General features: G+C 71.9%; 18 protein-coding genes and 2 pseudogenes. 17 read left to right on the top strand and 3 right to left on the bottom strand.

Annotated elements, in window-relative coordinates; all coding sequences use genetic code 11:
• Positions 1–9 precede the first annotated feature (9 nt).
• From AOK17_RS08090 to AOK17_RS08045, 10 genes are all read left to right on the top strand, one after another.
• Positions 10–297 (top strand): hypothetical protein, encoded by a 288-nt coding sequence (locus tag AOK17_RS08090; RefSeq protein WP_055611644.1) that lies wholly within the window; start codon positions 10–12, stop codon positions 295–297.
• Between the two features lie 240 nt (positions 298–537).
• Entirely contained in the window at positions 538–1,557 is a 1,020-nt protein-coding gene (locus AOK17_RS08085; RefSeq protein WP_055611643.1) for a LacI family DNA-binding transcriptional regulator, read from the top strand.
• The gene (locus AOK17_RS08080; protein WP_245697054.1) at positions 1,554–2,576 is read left to right on the top strand and encodes a 2-hydroxyacid dehydrogenase; all 1,023 of its coding nucleotides are present in this window, start codon (positions 1,554–1,556) and stop codon (positions 2,574–2,576) included. Before AOK17_RS08085 ends, AOK17_RS08080 begins: the two co-directional genes overlap by 4 nt.
• Complete coding sequence (gene manD / locus AOK17_RS08075; protein WP_055611642.1) at positions 2,573–3,796, top strand: D-mannonate dehydratase ManD; 1,224 nt, start codon at positions 2,573–2,575, stop codon at positions 3,794–3,796. Before AOK17_RS08080 ends, manD begins: the two co-directional genes overlap by 4 nt.
• Position 3,797: 1 nt before the next feature.
• Positions 3,798–5,318, top strand: a complete 1,521-nt coding sequence (locus AOK17_RS08070; RefSeq protein WP_055611641.1) for a mannitol dehydrogenase family protein — start codon at positions 3,798–3,800, stop codon at positions 5,316–5,318.
• 36 nt (positions 5,319–5,354) lie between these two features.
• A complete protein-coding gene (locus tag AOK17_RS08065; RefSeq protein WP_055611640.1) occupies positions 5,355–6,398 on the top strand; it encodes an NAD(P)-dependent alcohol dehydrogenase in 1,044 nt (347 codons plus the stop codon).
• Positions 6,399–6,577: 179 nt separating this feature from the next.
• Complete coding sequence (locus tag AOK17_RS08060) at positions 6,578–7,966, top strand: MFS transporter (RefSeq protein WP_055611639.1); 1,389 nt, start codon at positions 6,578–6,580, stop codon at positions 7,964–7,966.
• Positions 7,963–8,622 (top strand): bifunctional 4-hydroxy-2-oxoglutarate aldolase/2-dehydro-3-deoxy-phosphogluconate aldolase, encoded by a 660-nt coding sequence (locus AOK17_RS08055; RefSeq protein ID WP_107102327.1) that lies wholly within the window; start codon positions 7,963–7,965, stop codon positions 8,620–8,622. The genes AOK17_RS08060 and AOK17_RS08055 overlap by 4 nt, the downstream gene beginning before the upstream one ends.
• A complete protein-coding gene (locus tag AOK17_RS08050; RefSeq protein WP_079052862.1) occupies positions 8,619–9,578 on the top strand; it encodes a sugar kinase in 960 nt (319 codons plus the stop codon). Before AOK17_RS08055 ends, AOK17_RS08050 begins: the two co-directional genes overlap by 4 nt.
• Positions 9,579–9,922: 344 nt before the next feature.
• Entirely contained in the window at positions 9,923–11,878 is a 1,956-nt protein-coding gene (locus AOK17_RS08045) for an APC family permease (RefSeq protein WP_055611638.1), read from the top strand.
• A 60-nt stretch (positions 11,879–11,938) separates the two neighbouring features.
• Here the strand turns inward: AOK17_RS08045 and AOK17_RS08040 are convergent, their stop codons facing one another.
• The gene (locus AOK17_RS08040; RefSeq protein ID WP_055611637.1) at positions 11,939–12,796 is read right to left on the bottom strand and encodes a LysR family transcriptional regulator; all 858 of its coding nucleotides are present in this window, start codon (positions 12,794–12,796) and stop codon (positions 11,939–11,941) included.
• A gap of 254 nt (positions 12,797–13,050) precedes the next feature.
• Between AOK17_RS08040 and AOK17_RS08035 the strand changes: the two genes are divergently transcribed.
• Both AOK17_RS08035 and AOK17_RS08030 read left to right on the top strand, forming a co-directional pair.
• Positions 13,051–13,863: an EamA family transporter gene (locus AOK17_RS08035; RefSeq protein WP_055611652.1), complete on the top strand. Its 813-nt coding sequence runs from the start codon at positions 13,051–13,053 to the stop codon at positions 13,861–13,863.
• Between the two features lie 180 nt (positions 13,864–14,043).
• Positions 14,044–16,047, top strand: coding sequence for a serine/threonine-protein kinase (locus AOK17_RS08030; RefSeq protein ID WP_055611636.1), 2,004 nt, complete (start codon positions 14,044–14,046; stop codon positions 16,045–16,047).
• 24 nt (positions 16,048–16,071) lie between these two features.
• On the opposite strand, the pseudogene AOK17_RS08025 reads toward AOK17_RS08030, so the two are convergent.
• Positions 16,072–16,515: pseudogene (locus AOK17_RS08025) on the bottom strand (MmyB family transcriptional regulator); the annotation flags it as partial.
• Here AOK17_RS08025 and AOK17_RS48155 point away from each other — a divergent pair.
• The 4 genes and pseudogenes from AOK17_RS48155 to AOK17_RS08010 form a co-directional block, all read left to right on the top strand.
• A pseudogene (locus AOK17_RS48155) lies at positions 16,513–16,653 on the top strand (SDR family oxidoreductase); the annotation flags it as partial. The pseudogenes AOK17_RS08025 and AOK17_RS48155 sit on opposite strands and share 3 nt — an antisense overlap.
• Positions 16,654–16,796: 143 nt before the next feature.
• Complete coding sequence (locus AOK17_RS08020; RefSeq protein ID WP_055611635.1) at positions 16,797–18,956, top strand: protein kinase domain-containing protein; 2,160 nt, start codon at positions 16,797–16,799, stop codon at positions 18,954–18,956.
• Between the two features lie 166 nt (positions 18,957–19,122).
• Positions 19,123–20,349 (top strand): MFS transporter, encoded by a 1,227-nt coding sequence (locus AOK17_RS08015; protein ID WP_055611634.1) that lies wholly within the window; start codon positions 19,123–19,125, stop codon positions 20,347–20,349.
• Between the two features lie 159 nt (positions 20,350–20,508).
• Complete coding sequence (locus AOK17_RS08010) at positions 20,509–21,408, top strand: NAD(P)-dependent oxidoreductase (RefSeq protein WP_055611633.1); 900 nt, start codon at positions 20,509–20,511, stop codon at positions 21,406–21,408.
• Between the two features lie 50 nt (positions 21,409–21,458).
• Here the strand turns inward: AOK17_RS08010 and AOK17_RS50660 are convergent, their stop codons facing one another.
• Positions 21,459–21,719: a hypothetical protein gene (locus AOK17_RS50660; RefSeq protein ID WP_157881283.1), complete on the bottom strand. Its 261-nt coding sequence runs from the start codon at positions 21,717–21,719 to the stop codon at positions 21,459–21,461.
• Between the two features lie 17 nt (positions 21,720–21,736).
• On the opposite strand from AOK17_RS50660, the gene AOK17_RS08005 reads away from it, so the two are divergent.
• Positions 21,737–22,474 (top strand): maleylpyruvate isomerase family mycothiol-dependent enzyme, encoded by a 738-nt coding sequence (locus tag AOK17_RS08005; RefSeq protein WP_055611632.1) that lies wholly within the window; start codon positions 21,737–21,739, stop codon positions 22,472–22,474.
• Positions 22,475–22,569: the final 95 nt, after the last annotated feature.

The following is a 22,569-nucleotide window of genomic DNA, read 5'->3' as shown; positions in this document are numbered from 1 at the left end:
CATGGCCGCATGACGAACACGAATGTCGACCGGGAGACCCTGCGCGAGCTGGCCGATGCGGGCAACGAGACCGCGCTGGACCGCCTTGCCGACCTTGCCGACTCGGCCGGTGACCTCGGGGAACTGAGCGAGCTGCTGGACGAGGGATCCATGCGCGCGGGCTTCCTGCTCACGAGGCGCGCAAAGACGACCGGCGACCTGCGCGAGCTGCAGCGGATCTCCGACGCCGGATACGACGAGGCCGGACACGAGCTGGACCGACTGCTGAAGGCACCGGCCGACGAGCAGCGGGATTGAGGATCCGCCCGGCCGCTGCGGCGGCGCTCCGGGCCGCGCCGATCGGCGCGAGGCTCCAGGCCGCGCTCAACCGCCGAGAGCCACCGAACTCATGACGTTCAGTCACCTGCCCCGCCACCCCCTGCCCCCGATCCACCTCGGGAACTCATCTCGCGGCAAGCATTGACAAGGTTGCGCAAGCTTGCCGAGTATGGGTAACGCAGAGTTCATGCAGCGGTAACTGCGGAACGGAGTGGCAGCGTGGCCCCCACCTTGACCGACGTCGCGAAGCGCGCGAATGTGGCGCTTTCCACGGCATCCCGGGCGTTCAGCGACCCCCAGCGACTGGGGCCGGAGACCTTGCGCAAGGTTCTGGAAGTTGCGCAAGAGCTGGGCTACGAGCCACCGCCGCCGCCACGTCCCGCCGAGTTGCCGTCGGACACCGCCACCGTGGCCGTGGTCGTGCCGGACATCGCCAACCCGGTCTTCGGCGCCTTCGTGAAGGCCGCGCAGGCCCAGGGCTGGCACCGCGGGCAGACCATCGTGCTCGCCGACACCGACTTCGACCCCGACCGGGAGCGGGCGGTGATCACACAGCTGCGGGCCAGGTCCGCCGGGCTCGTCGTGTGCTCGCCCCGGCTCGACGCCGAGGACGTTCTCGCGCTCTGCGGCGACACCCCCGTCGTGCTCGTCAACCGCGAGACCACCACCGCGGACTGTGTTCTCGCGGACGCCGGTGACGGCCTGCGCCAGACCGTCGAGTACCTGGCGGCGCTGGGCCACCGGCACCTCGCGTACGTCCAGGGGTCCCAGCACTCGTGGTCCAACAGCCACCGCGTCGACCTGGCCCGTGTCCAGGCCGAGCGGGTCGGCCTGGAGCTGGAGGTGCTCGGCTGGCAGTCCGAGACGGTGGCCGGCGGCACCGCCGCGGCGGCCGGGGTGATCGCGTCCGGCGCCTCCGCCGTGATCGCACACAACGACCTCGTCGCCCTCGGCGTGATCGCCGGAGCACGGCAGCTCGGGGTGCGTGTCCCGGACGACCTCAGCGTGGTCGGCATCGACGACATGCCGCTCGCCGCGACCGCGTACCCCGCACTGAGCACCATCGCGGTCCCCATGGACCGGGCCGGGGCGCTCAGCCTGGAGATGCTCTCCCAGGCCATCGCCGACGAGCACCGGGAGCCGCGCACACTGCGGCTGCCCACCCAGCTCGTGGTCCGCGGCTCCACTGGGCCTGTCGCGACGACCCGCACGCCTCCTGTCACCCGGGAGCACGCATGACGACGTACAAGGGTCCGCCCCTGAACACCGATGGTCTGAGCGTCGTCGTCGCCGACCCCAATCTGGCCCCGCTGCGCGAGCGGTTCGAGGCCGACCTGCCTGGCCGGACCACCGTGAGCTGGCCCGACCCCGCCGACACCGACGCCGTCGTCGAAGCACTGCGCGACGCCGACGTGCTGGTGTCGGGGGTGTGCTCGCCCGAGATGGCGGCGGCGGGCAAGGGGCTGCGCCTGGTGCACGCCGCCGGCGCCGGTATCGACAAGATCGACGTCGCGGCGCTGCCCCCGGGCACCCTCGTCGCCAACACCTTCCACCACGAGGACTCGATCGCCGAGTACGTCGTGGCCGCCACGGTCCTGCTGCGGCGCGGATTCCTGCGTCAGGACGCGGCGTTGCGGCGCGGCACCTGGGACTCGCCCGCCCATTCGCCCGGCGCACCGTGGCCCGACGCGCTGGCCGACACCACGATCGGATTCGTCGGGTTCGGGCACATCGGCGCCCGCACCTGGCAGCGTTTCCGGGCGTTCGGCGCCCGAGGCGTGGCCGTGACCCGTCGCGGTGACGTCGACGCGGTGGCCGAGAGGCTCGTGTGGGCGGGGCGCGTCGACGACCTGGACCCACTCCTGGACACCGCGGACGTGGTCGTGGTCTCGGTACCGCTCTCCGAGCGGACCACCGGGCTGATCGGCGCGCCGGAACTGGCCCGCATGGGCGAGTCGGCCGTCCTGGTCAACGTCGGCCGCGGCCCGGTCGTCGACGAGGACGCGCTGTACGCCTCCCTGCGCGACGGTGTGATCGGAGGTGCCGCGATCGACGTCTGGTACGACTACCCGGCCTCGGGCAACACGGGGGCACCGAGCCGCCATGCCTTCCACGACCTGCCCAACGTGCTGATGACGCCGCACTCCTCGGGGCTCACCCGGCAGACCTTCGCCCGCCGGATGTCCGACATCACAGCCAACATCCGCCGGCTGGCGGCCGGCGAAGGGCTGCACAACATCGTGGAGAGGGTCCGATGAGCAAGCACGACACCATCGTCTCGGCGGACGTCATCGTCACCAGCCCGGGACGCAACTTCGTCACCCTCAAGATCACCACCGCCGAGGGGCTGGTCGGCTGGGGCGACGCCACCCTCAACGGCCGCGAACTCGCCGTCGCCTCCTACCTGCGCGACCATGTCGCCCCGCTGCTGATCGGCCGCGACCCGGCGCGTATCGAGGACACCTGGCAGTACCTGTACCGCGGGGTGTACTGGCGGCGCGGCCCGGTCACCATGACCTCCATCGGCGCCGTCGACCTCGCCCTGTGGGACATCAAGGGCAAGGCCACCGACCAGCCCGTCTACCAACTCCTCGGCGGCGCCGTCCGCGACCGCGTCCTCACCTACACCCACGCCACCGGCTGGGACGTCCCGCAACTGCTCGACTCCCTCGACGCCCAGCGCGAACGCGGCTTCCAGGCCATCCGGGCCCAGACGGGCGTGCCCGGGCTGGACATCGTCTACGGCGTCGGCAGTCCGGACGCCGGATACGAGCCGGCCGGCCGCGGCGCCGCCCCCGTCGAGGAGGTCTGGGACACCGCCGCCTATCTGCGGCACGCCCCCGGCGCACTGGCGGCGGCCCGTGAGCACGTCGGGCCCGAGGTGAAGCTCCTCCACGACGCCCACCACCGCCTCACCCCGAACGAGGCCGCACGCCTCGGCCGCGCCCTGGAGGACGTCGACCTCTTCTGGCTGGAGGACGTCACCCCGGCCGAGAACCAGGAAGTGCTGCGCCACGTGCGCCGGCACACCACGACACCGCTGGCGATCGGTGAGGTCTTCAACACCGTCTGGGAATGCCAGACGCTCATCACCGAGCAGCTGATCGACTACATCCGCACGTGCGTCACGCACGCAGGCGGCATCAGTCATCTGCGCCGCATCGCCGCCCTGGCGGAGGTCTGGCAGGTGAAGCTGGGCCCGCACGGCCCCTCGGACGTCTCACCCGTCGCGCTGGCCGCGTCCCTGCACGTCGGCCTGTCCACCCCGAACTTCGCCATCCAGGAGTACATGGGCTACGAGCCGCTGGTCCACGAGGTGTTCCGGCACGAGTGGAGCTACGCCGACGGGCATCTGCACCCCGGCGACGCCCCCGGCCTCGGCGTCGAGGTCGACGAGGCCCTGGCCGCCCGGTATCCCTACGAACCCGCCTACCTGCCCGTGGCCCGCCGCCGCGACGGCTCGATGACGGACTGGTGACATGACGACCACGGACCTTCCCACTCTCAACTCCCGTACGGCTGCCGCCTCTTCACTCCTGCACCGGCGGGCACTCGCCGAGACCGGCATCGTGCACCTGGGACTCGGCAACTTCCACCGCGCCCACCAGGCCGTCTACACCGCAGCCGCCCTCGACCACACCGACGGCCCCTGGGGGATCCTCGGAGTGGCGAGCCGCTCGGCGACCGTGGCCGACGCGCTGCGCGCCCAGGACTTCCGCTACGGCGTGGTCGAGATCTCGCCGACGGAATCCCGCGTCACGATTCCCGCCGTGCACACCGGAGCACTGGTGGCCACCCAGCAGCCGGACGCCGTCCTCGACGCAGTCGCCGCCCCGGCCACCAGGATCGTCTCGCTCACCGTCACCGAGCACGGCTACACCTTCTCGCCGCGCACCGGGCACCTCGACACCGACCACGACGGCGTACGGTCCGACCTGCGCGGCGAGGCACCGCCGCGGACCACGATCGGCCTGATCGTACGAGGGCTGCAGCGCCGCCTGCGTTCGCACGCCACGCCCGTCACCGTGCTCAGCTGCGACAACCTGGCCGGCAACGGAGGGCAGACCGGGCGCCTGGTGCGGGAGTTCGCCGAGGCACTGCCGGCCGTCGAGCGCGACGAACTCCTCCCGTGGCTGGCCGGCGCCGTGACGTTCCCGAACACCATGGTCGACCGGATCGTCCCGGCCACCACCGACGCGTACCGCCGAACGGTCGCCGACCGGCTCGGTCTGCGGGACGAAGTCCCCGTGGCCGCCGAGCCGTTCACCATGTGGGTCCTGGAGGACCGCTTCGCCGCCGGCCGGCCCGGCTGGGAGCACGGCGGCGCGCTGTTCGCCGAGGACGTCGAGCCGTACGAACTGCTCAAACTGCGGCTGCTGAACGGCACCCACTCGCTCATCGCCTACCTGGGCGCGCTCGACGGCCGGGCCACCATCCCGGACGCGATCGGCCGGCCCTTCGTCGCCGAGGCCGCGCGCCGCGTCCTGCACGACGACTACCTGCCCAGCCTCACCGTCCCCGCCGGCCTCGACCTCGACGCCTACGTGGCACAGCTCTTCGACCGCTGGGCCAACACGGCTCTCGGGCACCGCACCCAGCAGGTCGGCTCGGACGGCTCCGTCAAGCTGCGCCAGCGGGTGCCGGACCCGGCACTCAGGCAGCTGCGCGGTGGACGGATGCCCCACCATCTCGCGCTGACCGTCGCCGCGTACCTGTGCTGCATGGCGCCGCCCACCGGCCTCGACGCCGGTCCGCACGCCGCCGCGATGGCGGACCCGGCGCGCGAGGAGTTGCGGCGGACGGCCGAACGCACCACGTCCGTACGGGACTTCGTCACCGCCGTCATGAACGGCGGCCTGCTCGGCGACCGGCTCGCCGAGCACCCCCAATTCACCGAGCGGGTCGCCGAGTTCATCGGCATCCTCGCCCGGCACGGCACGGACGCGGCGGCGGGCGCCGCTGCCGAGGCCGCCGACTCGGAGCCGCTGCTGGCGGCCTGAGCTCCAACCCAACCACTCTCACAAGGATGTGAGACCGTGTCAGTTTCCACTACTCCCACCACGACCAGAGCCGCCGTACTGCACGGCCCGGACGACCTCCGCATCGAAGAGGTCCCGCTGCGCACCCTCGGCCCCGACGAAGTGCTCGTCGAGATCGACGCCGTGGGCATCTGCGGCTCGGACATGCACTATTTCGCCGGCGGGCGCAACGGCCAGAACGTGCTCCGGCAGCCGACCGTCCTCGGCCACGAGGCATCCGGTGTCGTCACGGCCGTCGGCCCCGGGACGGATGTCGAGGCCGGTACGCCGGTCGCGATCGAACCCGCCGTCGGCTGCGGCACCTGCCGGACCTGCCGTTCGGGCCGCTACAACCTCTGTCCGCACGGCACCTGTCTGGGCTCACCGCCGACACATGGAGTCCTCGCCGGACACGTCGTCGTCCCCGCCCGGGCCGTCCATCCCCTGCCGGACGGGGTTCCGCTCGAACTCGGTTCGCTGATCGAGCCGTTGGCCGTCGCGGTCTGGGCCGTGCGGCGGGCCGAGGTCGCCTTCGGACACCGGGTCCTGATCACCGGAGCCGGACCGATCGGCATCCTCGTGGCCCAGGTGGCACGAGCCGCGGGCGCGGCCGAGGTGATCGTCACCGATGTGAACGACGCCCGGCTCGCCCAGGCCCGCAAGCTCGGCGCCACCGCGGTGGTCAACACCGCCGCACAGGACCTCGAAATCACCGGCATGGACCGGCTGTTGGAGTGCTCGGCCCACCCCGCCGCGCTCTGGCAGGGGCTTCGCACCCTGAAGCCCGCCGCACGCGCCACCGTCGTCGGACAGGCCGCTCCCGCCGTCGACGGACTACCGCTCGCGCACCTCCAGCGGTGGGAGATCGACCTCGTCACCGCGTTCCGCTACGCCCACGCGTTCCCCACCGCGCTGGCCCTGGCGGCCGACGGCCGGGTGGACCTCTCGTCCATCCTCACGGGCCGCTTCCCGCTCGACCGTGCCGCCGACGCCCTGCGCGCGCCGGTCATGGACCCGACGCACCTGAAGGTCGTCGTCCGGCCGCACGGCACCGCTGCCTGAACGTCCAAGGCCGGGAGCCGCGTCGAAGCGGCCCGACAGGTCCGCCGCACCCCTCAGTACGGCGCTGTCCCCCTTCCGTACCGCGCTGTCTCCCCTTCGATTCCGCGCCGGCTCCCTTTCCGTACCGCGCTGTCTCCCTTTCGTCCCCGATGCCCATCCCATTCAAGGAGGCATGGCTGATGGACACGTCCACCGGACCCATAGCAAGCGACTCCGCACCCCCCGCCACGGACACCTCCGCCGACCCCGGCGCCGTCCGCCGCGCAGCCTGGGCCGGCCTCGTCGGCACGGCGCTCGAACAGTACGACTTCGTCATCTACGGCACCGCGTCCGCCCTGGTCTTCGGCGACCTGTTCTTCCCCAACGCCACACCGGCGGTCGCCCTCCTGGCCAGCTTCGCCGCCTACGCCGTCGGGTTCGCCGCCCGGCCCCTCGGCGGCCTGTTCTTCTCCCGTTACGGCGACCGGCTCGGCCGTAAGTGGGTACTGGTCACCACGCTCTTCCTGATGGGCGTCTCGACGTTCGCCATCGGACTGCTGCCGACGTACTCCCAAGTCGGCCTGCTCGCCCCGGCGTTGCTCGTCCTGTGCCGCTTCTTCCAGGGCTTCGGAGCCGGCGCCGAACAGTCGGGCGGCGCGACCCTGCTGACCGAGACGGCGGCGGTCGGACGGCGCGGCAGGCTCGCCTCGCTCGTCATGACCGGGGCCGCCCTGGGCACCGTACTGGGCGCCCTCGCCTGGATCCTCGCCCAGACGCTGTCCGAGGAAGCCCTGATGGCCTGGGGCTGGCGGGTCGTCTTCGCCAGCAGCCTGGTCGTCACCGTCGTGGCCGTCCTCATCCGGCGCAGGCTCAGCGAGAGCCCGGTCTTCCAGGAGCTCAAGAAGCAGCACGAGAAGCCCAAGTCGCCGGTGGCGGAGGTCTTCCAGCACGGCCGCAAGCCCATGCTCCTGGTGCTGTTCATGAACGTCGGCATCAGCGCGCAGTCGTACACCTACCAGGTCTTCATGGCCTCGTATCTGGTCTCCACGGTCGGCGTCGACTCCTCGTTCGTGCCCAAGGTGCTGATGATCGGGGCGACCTGCGGCGGTATCGCGGCGATCGGATTCGGCATCCTCTCGGACCGCGTCGGGCGCAGGCCCGTTTACATGGCGATCCTGGCCGCCCTCGTGCTGCTGCCCGGACCGACCTTCATCGCGCTCAACACCGGGTCGCCGTACGCCATCACCGTGGCGATCGTCATCGGCTTCGTCCTGGCCGGACAGGGCGCGGTCGGCGTGCAGATGAGCTACTTCCCCGAGTTGTTCGGCAGCCGCTACCGCTATGCCGGTGTCACCCTGGGCCGGGAGTTCTCCTCGGTGCTGGGCGGCGGTGTCGCACCGCTGATCTGCGCCTCCCTGCTCACCGCGTTCTCCGGTTCGTGGGTGCCGGTCGCCGCCTACATGACCCTGATGATGATCATCAGCCTGGTCGCGGCCCGGATGGCGCCGGAGACCCGCGACCGGGACCTCACCCTCCTCACCGACGCGACGGCCCTGCCGAAGCCCACGCCCGAGAAGAGCACGTCGTGACCGAGACCCTCCCCGCCCACCGGGCCGAACCCGCCGAGGCACTGCGGCGCACGGGAGTCGTGGCCGTGCTGCGCGCCGACACCCCCGAGCATCTGCTGCCCGCGGCCGGGACGCTGGCCGACGCCGGACTCGTCTGCCTCGAACTCACCCTCACCACCCCCGGCGCCCTCGACGCGTTGGAGCGGCTGCGCAAGGACCTCGGCGATGCCGCGGACCTCGGGATGGGCAGCGTGCGGTCCGTCGAGGAGGCCCGCCGAAGCCTGGACGCTGGAGCGGGCTTCCTCGTCTCGCCCGGCTTCCGCGCCGATGTGGTGGCCGTGGCCCGGCAGGCCGGCGTCCCGGTCTACCCCGCCGGGCTGACGCCCACCGAGCTGGCCGCGGCCTGGGACGCCGGGGCGACGGCGGTCAAGCTGTTCCCCGCTTCCACCGTCGGCCCCGCGCACCTGAAGGCGTTCACCGATCCCTACCCCGACGTCCGCGTGATGCCGTCCGGCGGCATCGGCGTCGACGACGTCGGGGCCTGGATACGGGCCGGAGCCCTGGCCGTCGGACTCGGCGGCGCGCTGTCCGGCGACGCCCTGGCCGGTGGCGACCTCGGGGCACTCGCCGACCGTGCCCGGCGTGCCCTCGACGCCGTCGCCGAGGCCCGCTCGTGAGCGGCGGCCGGGTCGTCACCCTCGGCGAGACGATGGGCCTCCTCGCCGCAACGACCGTCGGGCACCTCCAGCATGTGCCCCACATGGCACTCGGCATCGGAGGAGCCGAGAGCAACGTGGCGATCGCGCTGTCCCGGCTCGGCACCCCCGTGAGCTGGATCGGCCGGCTCGGCACGGACTCCGTCGGCGACCGCGTCGTACGCGAACTCACCGCGGAAGGCGTCGACGTGCACGCCGTACGGGACCCCGACGCGCCCACCGGCCTGATGCTCAAGGAGCGGCTGCCGGGCGGGGCGGTGAAGGTCTGGTACTACCGCGCGCACGGGGCGGGTGCGCGGCTGGCCCCGGCGGACGTCGACGACGCGCTCGTCGCCGGGGCCGGTCTGCTCCACGTCACCGGCATCACGCCGGCGCTCGGCGCGACCGCCGCCGCGGCGGTGTTCCACGCCGTGGACGTCGCTCGCGAGGCCGGGGTGAAGGTGTCGGTCGACGTGAACCACCGGTCCGCGCTGTGGCAGCCCGAAACGGCGGCACCCGTCCTGCGCAGGCTGGTCGAGCGGGCCGACATCGTCTTCGCGGGCGACGACGAGGCCGCCCTCGTCCTGGGCCGCGAGCGTGCCGACGACCCCGAGGAGCTGGCCGCGGCCCTGACCGGCCTCGGCCCCGCGGGCGCCGTGATCAAACTCGGCGCCGAAGGGGCGTCGGCCCTGGTGGACGGCGTCCACCACCGCCAGGCCGCCGTCCCGGTCCAGGTCGTCGATCCGGTCGGCGCGGGCGATGCCTTCGTCGGCGCGTACCTCAGCGAGCTGATGGCGGGCGCCGACGTCAAACGGTGCCTCGACACCGCCGCCCTCGCGGGCGCCCTGCTGTGCACGGTCCCCGGCGACTGGGAGGCCATGCCGACCCGGGCCGTACTCGACGGCTGGACGGGGGTGACGGACGACGTTCAACGGTGAAGCCGGTCGCGACCTCCTGGCTGGAACACGGGTTTCCGTCTGGTCCGCGCGTACATCCACCACGGGGTCGGCAGCCCGTGGGACGGCGTACGAGATGACGCTGGGTGTGCGCGCTCCGGACCCGCGGTCCGTGACGCCCCTCGAATGGCCCCCACCACTCCCCCGAAGCCAGAACGTCGTCGTCCTGATGTCCCACCGACGCTCGCACGGTCTCTCTTAACGGAAGCTTGACGCCTGTGGCGGCCTCATCCGTGGGCCTGTGCGTCACGCTCTGCATACGCTGGTGCCGCCGTCCGCGTGATGGCCGGAAACCGCACGCCGAGCCGGACATCAGGAGCACGCCGATGGCCACCACCGAACACCCTCCGCCCAGTCGCCTGCGCGCCTGGATGCTGGAGGGGCTGTCCGACATGGGCAAGGGCCGGCAGGCGGTATCGCGGCCCGCCGCGCCCGAGCCCGTGCACAAGGGACAGCGCTGGTGGCGGGTGATGTGCCTGACCGGCGTCGACTACTTCTCCACCCTCGGCTACCAGCCGGGCATCGCGGCTCTCGCCGCCGGACTGCTCTCACCCGTGGCCACCATCGTGCTGGTCGTCGTCACGCTGGCGGGCGCGCTGCCCGTGTACCGGCGGGTGGCCGAGGAAAGCCCCCACGGCGAGGGCTCGATCGCCATGCTGGAGCGGCTCCTGACCTTCTGGAAGGGCAAGCTGTTCGTCCTGACGCTGCTCGGTTTCGCCGCGACCGACTTCCTGATCACCATCACCCTGTCGGCCGCCGACGCCTCCACCCACCTGGTGGAGAACCCGCATCTGGCCGACGCGCTGCACGACAGACAGGTGCTGATCACGCTGGTGCTCATCGCCCTTCTCGGCGCGGTGTTCCTCAAGGGCTTCCTGGAGGCGATCGGTGTCGCCGTGGCACTGGTGGGCCTCTATCTGGCGCTCAACGTCGTGGTCGTGGCGACCGGGCTCTGGCACGTGGTCACCGAGGGGCATGTGATCAGCGACTGGTCCACCGCCCTGACCGCCGAGCACGGAAACGTTTTTGCCATGGTCGGGGTGGCACTGCTGGTCTTCCCGAAGCTGGCGCTCGGCCTGTCCGGCTTCGAGACCGGCGTGGCGGTCATGCCGCACGTCGAGGGCGATCCCGGCGACACCGAGGCAGACCCCAAGGGCCGTATCCGCGGCACGAAGAAGCTGCTGACCACAGCCGCGCTCATCATGAGCGTGTTCCTGATCGCGACCAGCTTCATCACCACGCTGCTGATCCCGGAGAAGGAGTTCGAGTCGGGCGGCGAGGCCAACGGCCGCGCGCTCGCGTATCTGGCGCACGAGTACCTGGGCAACGCCTTCGGTACGGTCTACGACGCGTCCACCATCGCCATCCTCTGGTTCGCCGGAGCCTCCGCCATGGCCGGGCTGCTCAACCTGATGCCCCGCTATCTGCCCCGCTACGGCATGGCCCCGCACTGGGCGCGCGCCGTCCGCCCGATGGTGATCGTCTTCACGCTGGTCGGGTTCCTGGTCACCTGGATCTTCGACGCGGACGTCGACGCGCAGGGCGGTGCGTACGCGACCGGCGTCCTGGTCCTCATCAGTTCGGCCGCGATCGCGGTGACCATCGCCGCGCGCAAGGCCGGCCAGCGCAACTGGACCATCGCCTTCGCCGTGATCTCGGTGGTCTTCCTCTACGTCACCGTCGCGAACGTCATCGAGCGCCCGGACGGCGTGAAGATCGGCGCCTGCTTCATCGCCGGCATCATCCTCGTCTCCCTCCTCTCGCGACTCGCCCGCGCCTTCGAACTCCGCGTCACCAGCGTGACCATGGACGGCATGGCCCAGCGGTTCGTACGGGACATCGCCAGCCGCCGGATCCGGTTCATCGCCAACGAACCCGACAACCGCGACATCACCGAGTACCGCGAGAAGATCGAGCAGATCCGCGCGGACAACGACGTCCCCGCCCAGGAGGACTTCGTCTTCGTCGAGGTCACGGTCCTGGACCCGTCGGAGTTCGAGGCGGGCCTGACCGTACGCGGCGAGGTCCTGCACGGCCGTTACCGCGTGCTCACCCTGGAGTCGTCCTCCGTCCCCAACGCCCTGGCCGCCCTCGTCCTGCACGTCCGCGACACCACCGGCTGCATTCCGCACATCTACTTCGAGTGGACCGAGGGCAACCCCTTCACCAACTTCCTCCGCTTCTTCCTCTTCGGCCAGGGCGAGGTCGCGCCCGTCACCCGGGAGGTCCTCCGCGAGGCGGAACCGGACCGGGCACGACGGCCGCGGGTGCACGTCGGCTGAACCGGGCCGGGGCTGCGGCACTGGCGTAGAACTGTTCCGCGTAGAACTGGCTGAAGCCGGTCAGCCGTTGCGGTACAGAGCCGTGAGCAGTTCGATCGCCGCCTGGGTGGCGGGGTGCGGGTCGTCCCGCCACCAGGCGAGGCGTACGGCGATGGGCTCCGCGTCGCGGACCGGCCGGTAGACGATGCCGGGCCGGGGGTACTGGTGGGCGGTGGACTCCGCCGTCAGGCCGACGCAACGGCCGCTGGAGATCACGGTGAGCCAGTCGTCGACGTCGGACGTCTCCTCGGTCTCCGGGCGGGCGTCCGGCGGCCAGAGTTCAGCGGTCGTGGTGCCGGTCCGGCGGTCGATCAGGAGCGTGCGCCCGCCGAGGTCCGCGAGCCGGACGGAGCGGCGCCGGGCCAGGGGATCGTCGGCGGCCAGGGCGCACAGGCGCCGCTCAAGGCCGACGATGGCGGAGTCGAACCGCCGGTCCTCCTCCAACGGCCTGCGCACGACCGCGAGTTCGCAGGCGCCTTCCGCCAGACCGGCGGTGGCGGAGTTGGCGCGGACCAGCCGCAGGTCCGTCTCCGGTTGCGCCTTGGCCCAGCGGCGCTGGAAGGCCGACGTGTGGCGGCCGAGCGCCGACCAGGCGTACCCGATCCGCAGACGCGTATGACCCGACCTGGCCTCCTGGACCAGATCGGCCACCTCCCCGAGCACCCGCCGGGCGTGCGCCACGACGCGCAGTCCCGCCGGGGTCGGCGCCACCTCGCGCGAAGTTCGGCGCAACAGCCGTACGCCCAGGGCACGTTCGAGCGAGGCCAGGGTCCGGGACACGGCCGCCTGGGAGACGCCGAGCGCGATGGCCGCGTCGGTGAAGGTGCCCTCTTCGACGATCGCGACGAGACAGCGCAACTGCCGTAGCTCCACATCCATGACTGAAGCGTATAGATGTCCCACCGCGTGCATTTTGCGCAAGAGCCGCCAAGTCACACGATCGAAGCATGCGAGCCGCACCCACACCGGGCACCACCGCCTCCGTACGCTCCACCACCTCCGTATGCCCCACTGCCGCGCCCCGCCCCGCGGCACCGGAGCGCCGGGCGACCCCGGGCCTTCCGGACCCGCAGTCGCAGTCCCAGTCACAGCCGCAGCCGCAGCCGGCCGGCCGGTCACAGCGGCTCGCCGGTGTGGCCACGATGATCGGCAGCGGCCTGTCCACCCAGACCGGCGCCGCGATCGGGTCCCTCGCCTTCCCCGTGCTCGGTCCTGTCGGGGTCGTCGCGGTCCGCCAGTACGTGGCCGCGGTCGTCCTGCTGACCGTCGCCCGGCCGCGGCTGCGGAGCTTCACCTGGTGGCAGTGGCGGCCGGTGCTGCTCCTCGCCCTGGTCTTCGGGACGATGAACCTGTCCCTGTACAGCGCCATCGACCGCATCGGCCTGGGACTGGCGGTGACCTTGGAGTTCCTGGGCCCGCTCGTCATCGCCCTGTCCGCCGCCCGCCGCCGCGTGGACATCTGTGCCGCGGTCGTCGCCGCCGCGGGCGTGGTGACGCTGATGCGCCCGCAGCCCTCAACCGACTATGCCGGGATGGCCCTGGGTCTGCTCGCCGCCGCCTGCTGGGCTTCGTACATCCTCCTCAACCGGACCGTCGGCCAACGCGTCCCCGGTGCGCAGGGTTCGGCCGCCGCGTCGGGACTCTCCGCCCTGATGTTCCTGCCGGTCGGCGTCGTCCTGGTGCTCCGGCACCCGCCGACCGCCGAGGCCGTCGGGTACGCCGTCGCCGCCGGGGTGCTCGCCTCGGCGGTGCCGTACCTCGCGGACATGTTCACCCTGCGCCGCGTACCCGCCCAGGCCTTCGGGCTGTTCATGAGCGTCAACCCCGTCCTCGCCGCCGTGGTCGGCCTGCTCGGCCTCGGCCAGCACCTGGGCTGGACGGAGTGGGCGAGCATCGGGGCCATCGTCGCCGCCAACTCCCTCGGCATCGCCACACGGCGCACCTGACCGGCACGCGATCCTCACACTGCCGCACAAGAGCGTGGCCACAGCCCGCGGGCGTCGCACGACCAGCAACTCGAAGCCGGGTAGCCTCTGTTCACGTCAAACGGAAGCTCGTGGACCACCGGCTCGTGACCCTTCGCGGCAGTGAGTGGGGCGGAGTGCCGACCGAGGGGAGACAGTCAGATGACGAAGCCGTCGACAGGCGACTTCGATGCCACCTCCGGTGGGGTTGGCGACAGAATCGGCCGGTATCGGTTGCTCAGAACCCTCGGCGCGGGCGGCATGGGCCGGGTCTGTCTGGCACGTTCGGAGGGCGGGCGCACGGTCGCGGTCAAGCTCATCAAGCCGGAGCTGGCCGCCGAACCCGAGTTCCGCGAGCGCTTCCGGCTGGAGGTCGCGGCGGCGCGCAGGGTGAGCGACCGCTGGACGGCACCGGTCCTCGACGCGGACACCGAGGCCGAGACGCCGTGGGTGGCCACCGGCTACATCGCGGGACCCTCACTCGAACACATCGTCTCGCCCCAGGGACACGGCCCCCTCCCCGCCCCTTCCGTACGCACCCTCGCCCACGGACTCGCCAGCGCCCTGCTCGACATTCACGGCGCGGGGCTGGTCCACCGGGACCTCAAGCCCTCCAACGTCCTGATCACCATCGACGGCCCCCGGGTCATCGACTTCGGCATCGCGCGGGCGCTGGACGCGGTACCCGGTTCGACCCCGACCAGTTCGGGCGTGCTGGTCGGCTCGCCCCGCTTCATGTCGCCCGAGCAGCTCAGGGACGAGCCGGTGGGCCCGGCCTCCGACGTCTTCTGCATGGGTACGGTCCTGGCGTACGCGGCGACCGGGCAGACGCCGTTCGGCGGTGGCGGTTCCGGCGGGGTCCACGCCGTGATGTTCCGTATCGCGCAGGAGGAGCCGGACCTGACGGGGATCGAGGAGCCGGTACGGGGACTGATCGCCGACTGCCTCGCCAAGGACCCGGCGGCCAGGCCGACTCCGGAGGAGGTCGTCGCACGGATGCAACCGGTGGCGACCAACACCTCGTCGCCGCCGTGGCTGCCTGCCCAGATCATCGCCGAACTGGGCCGCAGCGCCGTCCAGTTGCTCGACACGGACACGCCGCCGCACGCGAGCGCGATGGCAGCGCCGGCACCGGCCGCCTACGTGTCGTCGCCCGCACCGGCCACGCCCGCGCCTACGTCCGCGACGTCGTCCACCGCCTCGCTCGTGACCTGGGAGGAACCTCGCGCCTCGGAGCAGTCGGAACGGTCGGAGTGGGGAACCCAGGTCGTGCCGAGGCCGGACAGCGGGCGCACGGAGTCGACTCCTTCGCCGCGCCCTGGCCCAAAGCGCAGGGGCCGCCGGACCGCGCTCGCGCTGGCGGCAGCCGCCGTGGTGGCAGGAGGCCTGTACGCCGCGTGGGCCGCGGATCTCCCACTGCCCAACGGGAGTTCGGAATCCGACGCGGGCTCTGGCTCCGGTTCCACTTCCGGTGACGACGACGGCCTGACATCCGACGTACCCAAGGCGTTCGTGGGCATCTGGGCGGGCGAGGTCGAGCGGGACGGGAAGCCGACCGATCAGTTCCGCCGGTTCGTCGTCTCGTCGGGGCAGGTGGGCGAGGTCGTCGCCACCAGCATCAGCCTCGGCGACACCTACGAGTGCAAGAGCGACGGCAAACTCGCCGCCAAGCCGTCCGGCGACGGTGCGTCGCTACGGCTGGACACGAGGGTCGTCAACAGCGTCCCCGCCGGCTCGTGCTCGGCCCTCGGTGAGCATGTCCTCTCCCGGACCGACGGGAACTCCCTCCGCTGGGAGGCAGCGGGGCGCACCGCCGAACTGCACAGGATCGAGGGGCCGGAGAAGCTGCCCGAAGAACTGCTCGGCACCTGGCAGCGCCCACTGGCCAACGGTGGCACGCAGCGAATGACCGTCGAGCGGACACCGGTGGGCAGCCCGGCCGCCACGTTGGTCTCGGACGGCGGCGGCGAACACTGCGAGGCCGACATGAACCTGGTCTCCGTAGGGGACGCCGACGGTCCCGCACGCTTCGCACCACCGGCGATCGACCAGCCCGCCTCCTCCGGCCCCTGCCTCCGCGGCGGCTCCTCCACACTGCGCACCGAGGGCGACACCCTCGTACGCGAACTGGCGGACGGGCGACGGCTCACGTATACGCGGGTCTGAGGGCCGCCGGACCGCCCACCCGGCTCAGCGCCCCACGTCCATACGCTGCGTGCCGATGACCGACAGCAGTCGCAAGGCCTCCTCGGACGGTGAGCCGGAGGCCGCCGTGTAGATCACGACCTGCTGGTCCCGGTCGGTGATGTCGAGGGCGTCGCAGTTGACGGTGACCGGGCCGACCAGCGGGTGCTGGAACGTCTTGCACAGGGTGAGCTCGGCGCTCACGTCGCGGGAGGCCCACAGCCGGGTGAACTCCTCGCTTCCGGCCAGGAGTTCACGCACCAGCCCGGTCACCTCGGGGTCGTCGGGATAGCGGGCGGCGGTGGCGCGCAGCCGCTACGTCGCGTTGCGGGCGAAGGCGTCCGCGTCCGACACTCCGTACAGCCGCCGCCCCTGCGGGTGCGGTCCGAGGAAGACACGGCGTACGAGGTTGCGGTCGCGCCGCGGAAGGGCGGAGAAGTCCTCCAGGAGCGGCTCCAGGCGCACACCCCTCTGCGCAGCGCGGCCGACCCCGACGAGATCGCCCAGGCCGCCGCCTGGCTCCTCAGCGACTGCTCCTCGTTCGTGACCGGCACGGTCCTGCGGGTCGACGGGGGTGCGCGGGCCTGAACCGTGGACGCACGTTGCGCTCACCGGAAGAGCCCTGGCGACCGGGCGACCTGGCACTAGAGTGAAGGGTCCCTGTCAGAAGAAGACCTGTCAGGAAGATCCGGGCCGGAACCGCCCAGGCGTGAACGGGTGAAGGAGACACGGTGACCCTGCGCGAGAACGATCCGCGGTCCGTCGGCGGCTACCGGATCGAATCGCGGATCGGGAGCGGCGGCATGGGCGTCGTCTATCTCGGCAGATCGGCCTCGGGGCGGGCCGTCGCCGTCAAGGTCGTGCACACCAGGTATGCCGACAACGCCGAGTTCCGGGCCAGGTTCCGGCAGGAGATCGTGGCCGCGCGCCGGGTCAGCGGTGCGTTCACCGCGCCGGTCGTGGACGCCGACCCGGACGCGGAACGACCGTGGATGGCAACCGCGTTCGTCCCGGGCCCCACCCTCGCCGAACGGGTCGCCGAGGCGGGTCCGCTGGATTGGCCGGCGCTGCGCCGCCTCGGCACCGAACTCGCCGAGGCACTGCGTGAGATCCACCGCGCGGAGGTCGTGCACCGGGACCTCAAGCCGAGCAATGTGCTCCTGCTGGAGGGCGAGGGCGACGACGGGGCGGCACGCGTCATCGACTTCGGCATCTCGCGCGCGGCCAGCAGTGATGTCCGCACCCAGACGGGCATGGTGATGGGCTCGCCGCCGTTCATGGCACCGGAGCAGTTCAGCCGCCCCCGCGAGGTCGGCTCCGCCGTCGATGTCTTCTCGCTGGGGGCGGTACTCGTGTACGCGGCCACCGGGCGCAGCCCCTTCGAGGCGGAGAACGCCTATCTCGCCGCGTACAACACCGTGCACAGCGAGCCCGAGCTGGGCGAACTGCCGGAGCCGCTGCGCCCGTTGGTAGCTGCCTGTCTGGCGAAGGAACCGGCGGACCGTCCGACGTCGAGCGAGGTGCTGGACGCACTGACCGGGCTGCCGGAGGAGCCGACTGGCGAAGAGTCCGACGAAGAGCCGTCCCGGACCCCGGTGACCGTGCTCTCGGGATCAGGGGCGTCACCGTCCTCAGGCGCGAGACCGACCGAACGGAAGCGCCGTGGAAAATGGCTGTGGACCGCCCTCGTCGGCGCGGTGCTCCTCGGCATGACGGGGGTCGCTTCGGTCACCGTGCTGGACGACGACCCGGCGAGCACGGTCGACGAGGCGGACCGGGCCGGCCCGCAGGTATCCCCCCGTGGTTCGGCACCGGCGGGCTGGCGGCCGTGGCACAACGCACTGGAGCCGGACGAGGACGATCCGATGCCCATGGGCCCGGCGTGTGTTCCGGACGCGCTCGGCATCTTCTGCTCCTCTCCACAGGTCGCGCTCATGCGGCTGAGTTCGGCGACGGGCCGTGTGGACTGGACGAAGCCCATGAGCCAGAAGAAGGTCGACGGTTTCTCGCTGCGCGAGCCCGTCGTCCGCGAGGGCGCGGTGTTCGTCAACAGCTCGGACCGCTCCGAGGGGGTGGACGCCTTCGACGCCAGGACCGGCGCGCGGCTGTGGCATCTGGACGGTCCGGTGGGCGACTACGCGTACCTGAGCGGGGTGCTGCTCGTACGGCTGGACGAGCTCGGGCCTTCCGACACCGCGCGCTTCGCGGCGTACGAGCCGCGCACGGGTGAGGAACTGTGGCGGCGCGAGCTGGCCTCCGCGTCGGCGAGCCCGTTCCACGAGGGGTCCAAGGGGACCCTCTACGCCGATCTGCGCGGCGGCTCCGGCGGCATCGCCCGCCTCGACGCACGCACCGGCCGGACCCTGGGCAACGTCGAGGCGCCCAAGGGCGATCTGTGGCTGGCCACGGTCCAGGACGACACGGCGTACTACGCGCGCTGGGACGACAACTCCGGGGTCTCCGCCGCCTTCTTCATCCAGGAGCTCGACAGCGGGAAGACCCGCCGGATCGACTTCCCCTGGAGCGTCGAGCCGGAGGCGCCGCCCCTGGTGCGCGGCGACACCATGTACATCTTCGACTACGGCAACGAGACCCTGCTCGCCCTCGACCTGAAACGCGGAAAGCCGCTGTGGACCAGCTCCCGCGACCTGCGCGTCTTCAGCGAACCGGCCCTCCACGACGGCCGGTTGTACGTCACGATGCCGGACACCAGCGTCCTGGCCCTCGACCCCCGCACCGGCAAGGAGATCGGCCGCACCACCTCGTCCTTCGACACGGAGGGCCGCTCCTTCGAGGAACTGACACCGAACTCGGTCCCGCCGCTTCTGGTGGGCGGTGTGCTGTACGGGGTCAGCGGGCCGGGGGTCTTCTCGGTGGCCGATGTTCCCTGAGCGGCGGGGGCGCCGGGTGGAGCGGCCCTGGCGTCCCGCGCGCCGGAGCGCCCGAACGCCGGAGCGCCGGAGCGCCGGAGCGCCGGACCACACCCTTGCCCAGCCCCCGGCTCCCACCTAGCCTGAGTTTGTGCCGCTAATAAACAAATCCCGAACGCACAACGACGTGCCGGGCCACAGCAAGGACCTCACCCGACTCCGTATCGCCCTGACCACCTTCTTCGCCCTCGACGGCTTCATCTTCGCCGGGTGGGTCGTTCGCATTCCCGCCATCAAGGAACAGACCGGCGCCTCCGCCAGCACGCTGGGGCTCGCCCTCCTTGGAGTCTCCGCCGGGGCCGTCGTCACGATGATGTTCACCGGCCGGCTCTGCCGCCGCTACGGCAGCCACCCCGTCACCGTCGTCTGCGGCATCCTGCTCTCCCTCAGCGTGGCGCTGCCACCCCTCACCCACTCCACCTGGGCACTCGGCGCGGTCCTGCTGGTGTTCGGCGCCGCGTACGGCGGGATCAACGTCGCCTTCAACAGCGCCGCCGTCGATCTGGTGGCCGTGCTGCGGCGGCCGATCATGCCCAGTTTCCACGCGGCCTTCAGCCTGGGCGGAATGATCGGCGCCGGCCTCGGCGGACTGGTCGCGGGCTCGTTGTCGCCGACCCGGCATCTACTCGGCCTGACCGTGATCGGCCTGCTGGTGACGGCTGTCGCGGGGCGGGCCCTGCTGCGGTACGACTCCCCCGTACCGAAATCGGCTCCCGTACCGAAGTCGGCTCCCGTACCGCCGTCGGCACCCGTACCGCAGTCGGTTCCCGGACAGCCCGAGGAGCGTGCACCCCGGCGGCCGGACACCCGTACGCGCCGGCTGGTCGTCGTCTTCGGTCTGATCGCCCTCTGTACGGCCTACGGAGAGGGGGCCCTGGCCGACTGGGGCACCTTGCACCTGGAGCAGGACCTGGACGCGCACCCGGGCATCGCTGCCGCGGGTTACTCGTGTTTCGCGCTCGCCATGACGATCGGCCGGCTCTGCGGGACCACGCTCCTGGAGCGGCTCGGGCGGACCCGGACGGTGGTCGCGGGCGGCACGATGGCCGCCGTCGGCATGCTCGTCGGATCGCTCGCCCCCTCCGTGTGGGCGGCCCTGCTCGGCTTCGCCGTCACCGGCGTCGGCCTCGCCAATATCTTCCCGATCGCCGTCGAACGGGCCGGTGCCCTGGCCGGCCCCAGCGGCGTCGCCGTCGCCTCCACCTTCGGCTACGGCGGCATGCTCCTCGGGCCGCCCGCCATCGGCTTCATGGCGGACTGGTTCTCCCTGCCCATCGCCCTCACCAGCGTGGCGGCCCTGGCCGCGGTGGCCGCCGTCATCGGATACGGGACGCGGCGGGCGACGGCCGACTGACGGCCTCGCTTGAGCCGCCGCCAAGCGGGACGCCGCCCGCCGAGGCGCGGCGCCCCTCACTCCCCCCGCCCGACACCGCCATGGCACAGCGCGCCACAGCAGGGGAGCGCAGGGCACAGTGGTATCCGACGCACCATACGGATCAGGAAAGTTGATGTCATGACCGACAAGCTCACCGTCAGTGTCCTCGGCACCGGGATCATGGGCGCCGCGATGGCCCGCAACCTCGTCCGCGCCGGACACACCGTCCGGGCCTGGAACCGCTCCCGCGACAAGGCCGAACCCCTCACCGCAGACGGCGCGCACGTCGTCGACACCCCCGCGGAGGCGGTCGAGGGTGCCGATGTCGTCCTGACCATGCTGTACGACGGTCCTGCCGTGCTGGACGTGATGCGGCAGGCCGCGCCCGCCCTGCGCGCCGGTACCACGTGGGTGCAGTCGACGACCGCCGGGATCGAGGCTGTCGGCGAACTGGCCGACTTCGCCCGCGAGAAGGGCCTGGTCTTCTACGACGCGCCCGTTCTCGGTACCCGACAGCCCGCCGAGGCCGGTCAGTTGCTCGTCCTCGCCGCCGGTCCGAGCGACGACAGGGAGGCCGTGACGCCGGTCTTCGACGCCGTCGGCGCCCGTACGGTGTGGACGGGCGAGGACGGCGCGGCGGGCAGCGCCACTCGCCTCAAGCTCGTGGCCAACAGCTGGGTCCTCTCCGTCACCAACGCGACCGGTGAGGTGCTGGCCCTGGCCCAGGCCCTGGACGTGGACCCGCAGAGCTTCTTCGACGCCATCGCGGGCGGCCCGCTCGACATGGGCTACCTGCGTGCCAAGGCCGGGCTCATCCTCAACGACCAGCTGTCACCGGCCGCCTTCGCCGTGGGCACCGCCGCCAAGGACGCCCGTCTGATCGTCGAGGCCGGCGAACGGCACGGACTCCGTCTCGACGTCGCCACCGCGAGCGCCGAACGCTTCGCCCGCGCCGCCGCCCAGGGCCACGCCGACGAGGACATGGCCGCCGCGTACTTCGCGAGCTTCGACGAGAAGGACACGAACACCGAGGGCTGACCGCGGAGTTGGACGCGCGCCGACCCATGTCGAGTCGCGCGCGACTGCCCTCACCAACGTCGTGGCGACGTCCGAGGCGCGGTGACGCCCGAAGCCCGGCGGCCGAGGGCGGCACGTGCCTCACGGCGGCCACGGGCCTCGACCTCGATACGGACCGGGGCGAGCGCGGGCGTGACCAGGGCGCCGCACTCGGTGTCGTCGTACCCGATGACAGGCCACGTCGTCGGGTACACGCTCCGAGCGGCGGACCGCACCGCCCGGGTCAGGGGCGCAAGGGAGTCGCCCGCCGTCCCTCCTGAAGCCCGCTCCATCCGGCACACTCCCCTACATGGAGATTGCCGAGCTCATTCGATACCTGGACCGGGAAGGCGGGTTGCTGGCCGAGGCCGCGGAGGAGGCCGGGGCCGACGCCAAGGTGCCCACCTGCCCGGAGTGGCAGGTGCGGGACCTGTTGCGGCACACCGGCATGGTGCACCGCTGGGCCACGGCGTTCGTGGCCGAGGGGCACACCTCGTACCATCCCGACGGCGGCCTGCCCGAGCTGGACGGCGCGGAGTTGCTGACCTGGTTCCGGGACGGACACCGCGGCCTCGTCGAGACGCTCACCACCGCCCCTCCCGACGTGGAGTGCTGGAGTTTCCTGCCCGCCCCTTCGCCGCTGGCCTTCTGGGCACGGCGGCAGGCCAACGAGACGACCGTGCACCGGGTGGACGCGGAGTCTGCGCGCGGCGGCACCCCGACCGCGATCCCCGTGGACTTCGCGGTCGACGGCATCGACGAACTGCTGCTCGGCTTCCACGCCCGAAGCAAAAGCAGGGTACGGACGGACGAGCCGCGTGTCCTGAGGGTGCGGGCCTCGGACTCGGACGCCGTGTGGAGCGTACGGCTGTCGGCCGAGCCCCCGGCGGCCGAGCGGGGTGAAGTGGCGGACGCGGACTGCGAGTTGGCGGGGACGGCCGCCCAGCTCTACCTGGCGTTGTGGAACCGCGCGCCGCTCCCGGGCGTGACGGGAGACCCGTCGATCGCGACGCTGTGGCGGGAGAGGTCCGCGGTCACCTGGAGCTGATCGGCACACGACGACAGCGGCGGGCGGGCGGCCGACCACATCAGCGGCCCACCCGCTCAGCCGGTTCACCCCGCCCGGCCGATCCCCCGAGCCAG

Source organism: Streptomyces phaeochromogenes (assembly GCF_001418655.1).
GTDB classification, from domain to species: domain Bacteria; phylum Actinomycetota; class Actinomycetes; order Streptomycetales; family Streptomycetaceae; genus Streptomyces; species Streptomyces phaeochromogenes.
This window is presented reverse-complemented; position numbering and strand designations above follow the sequence as displayed.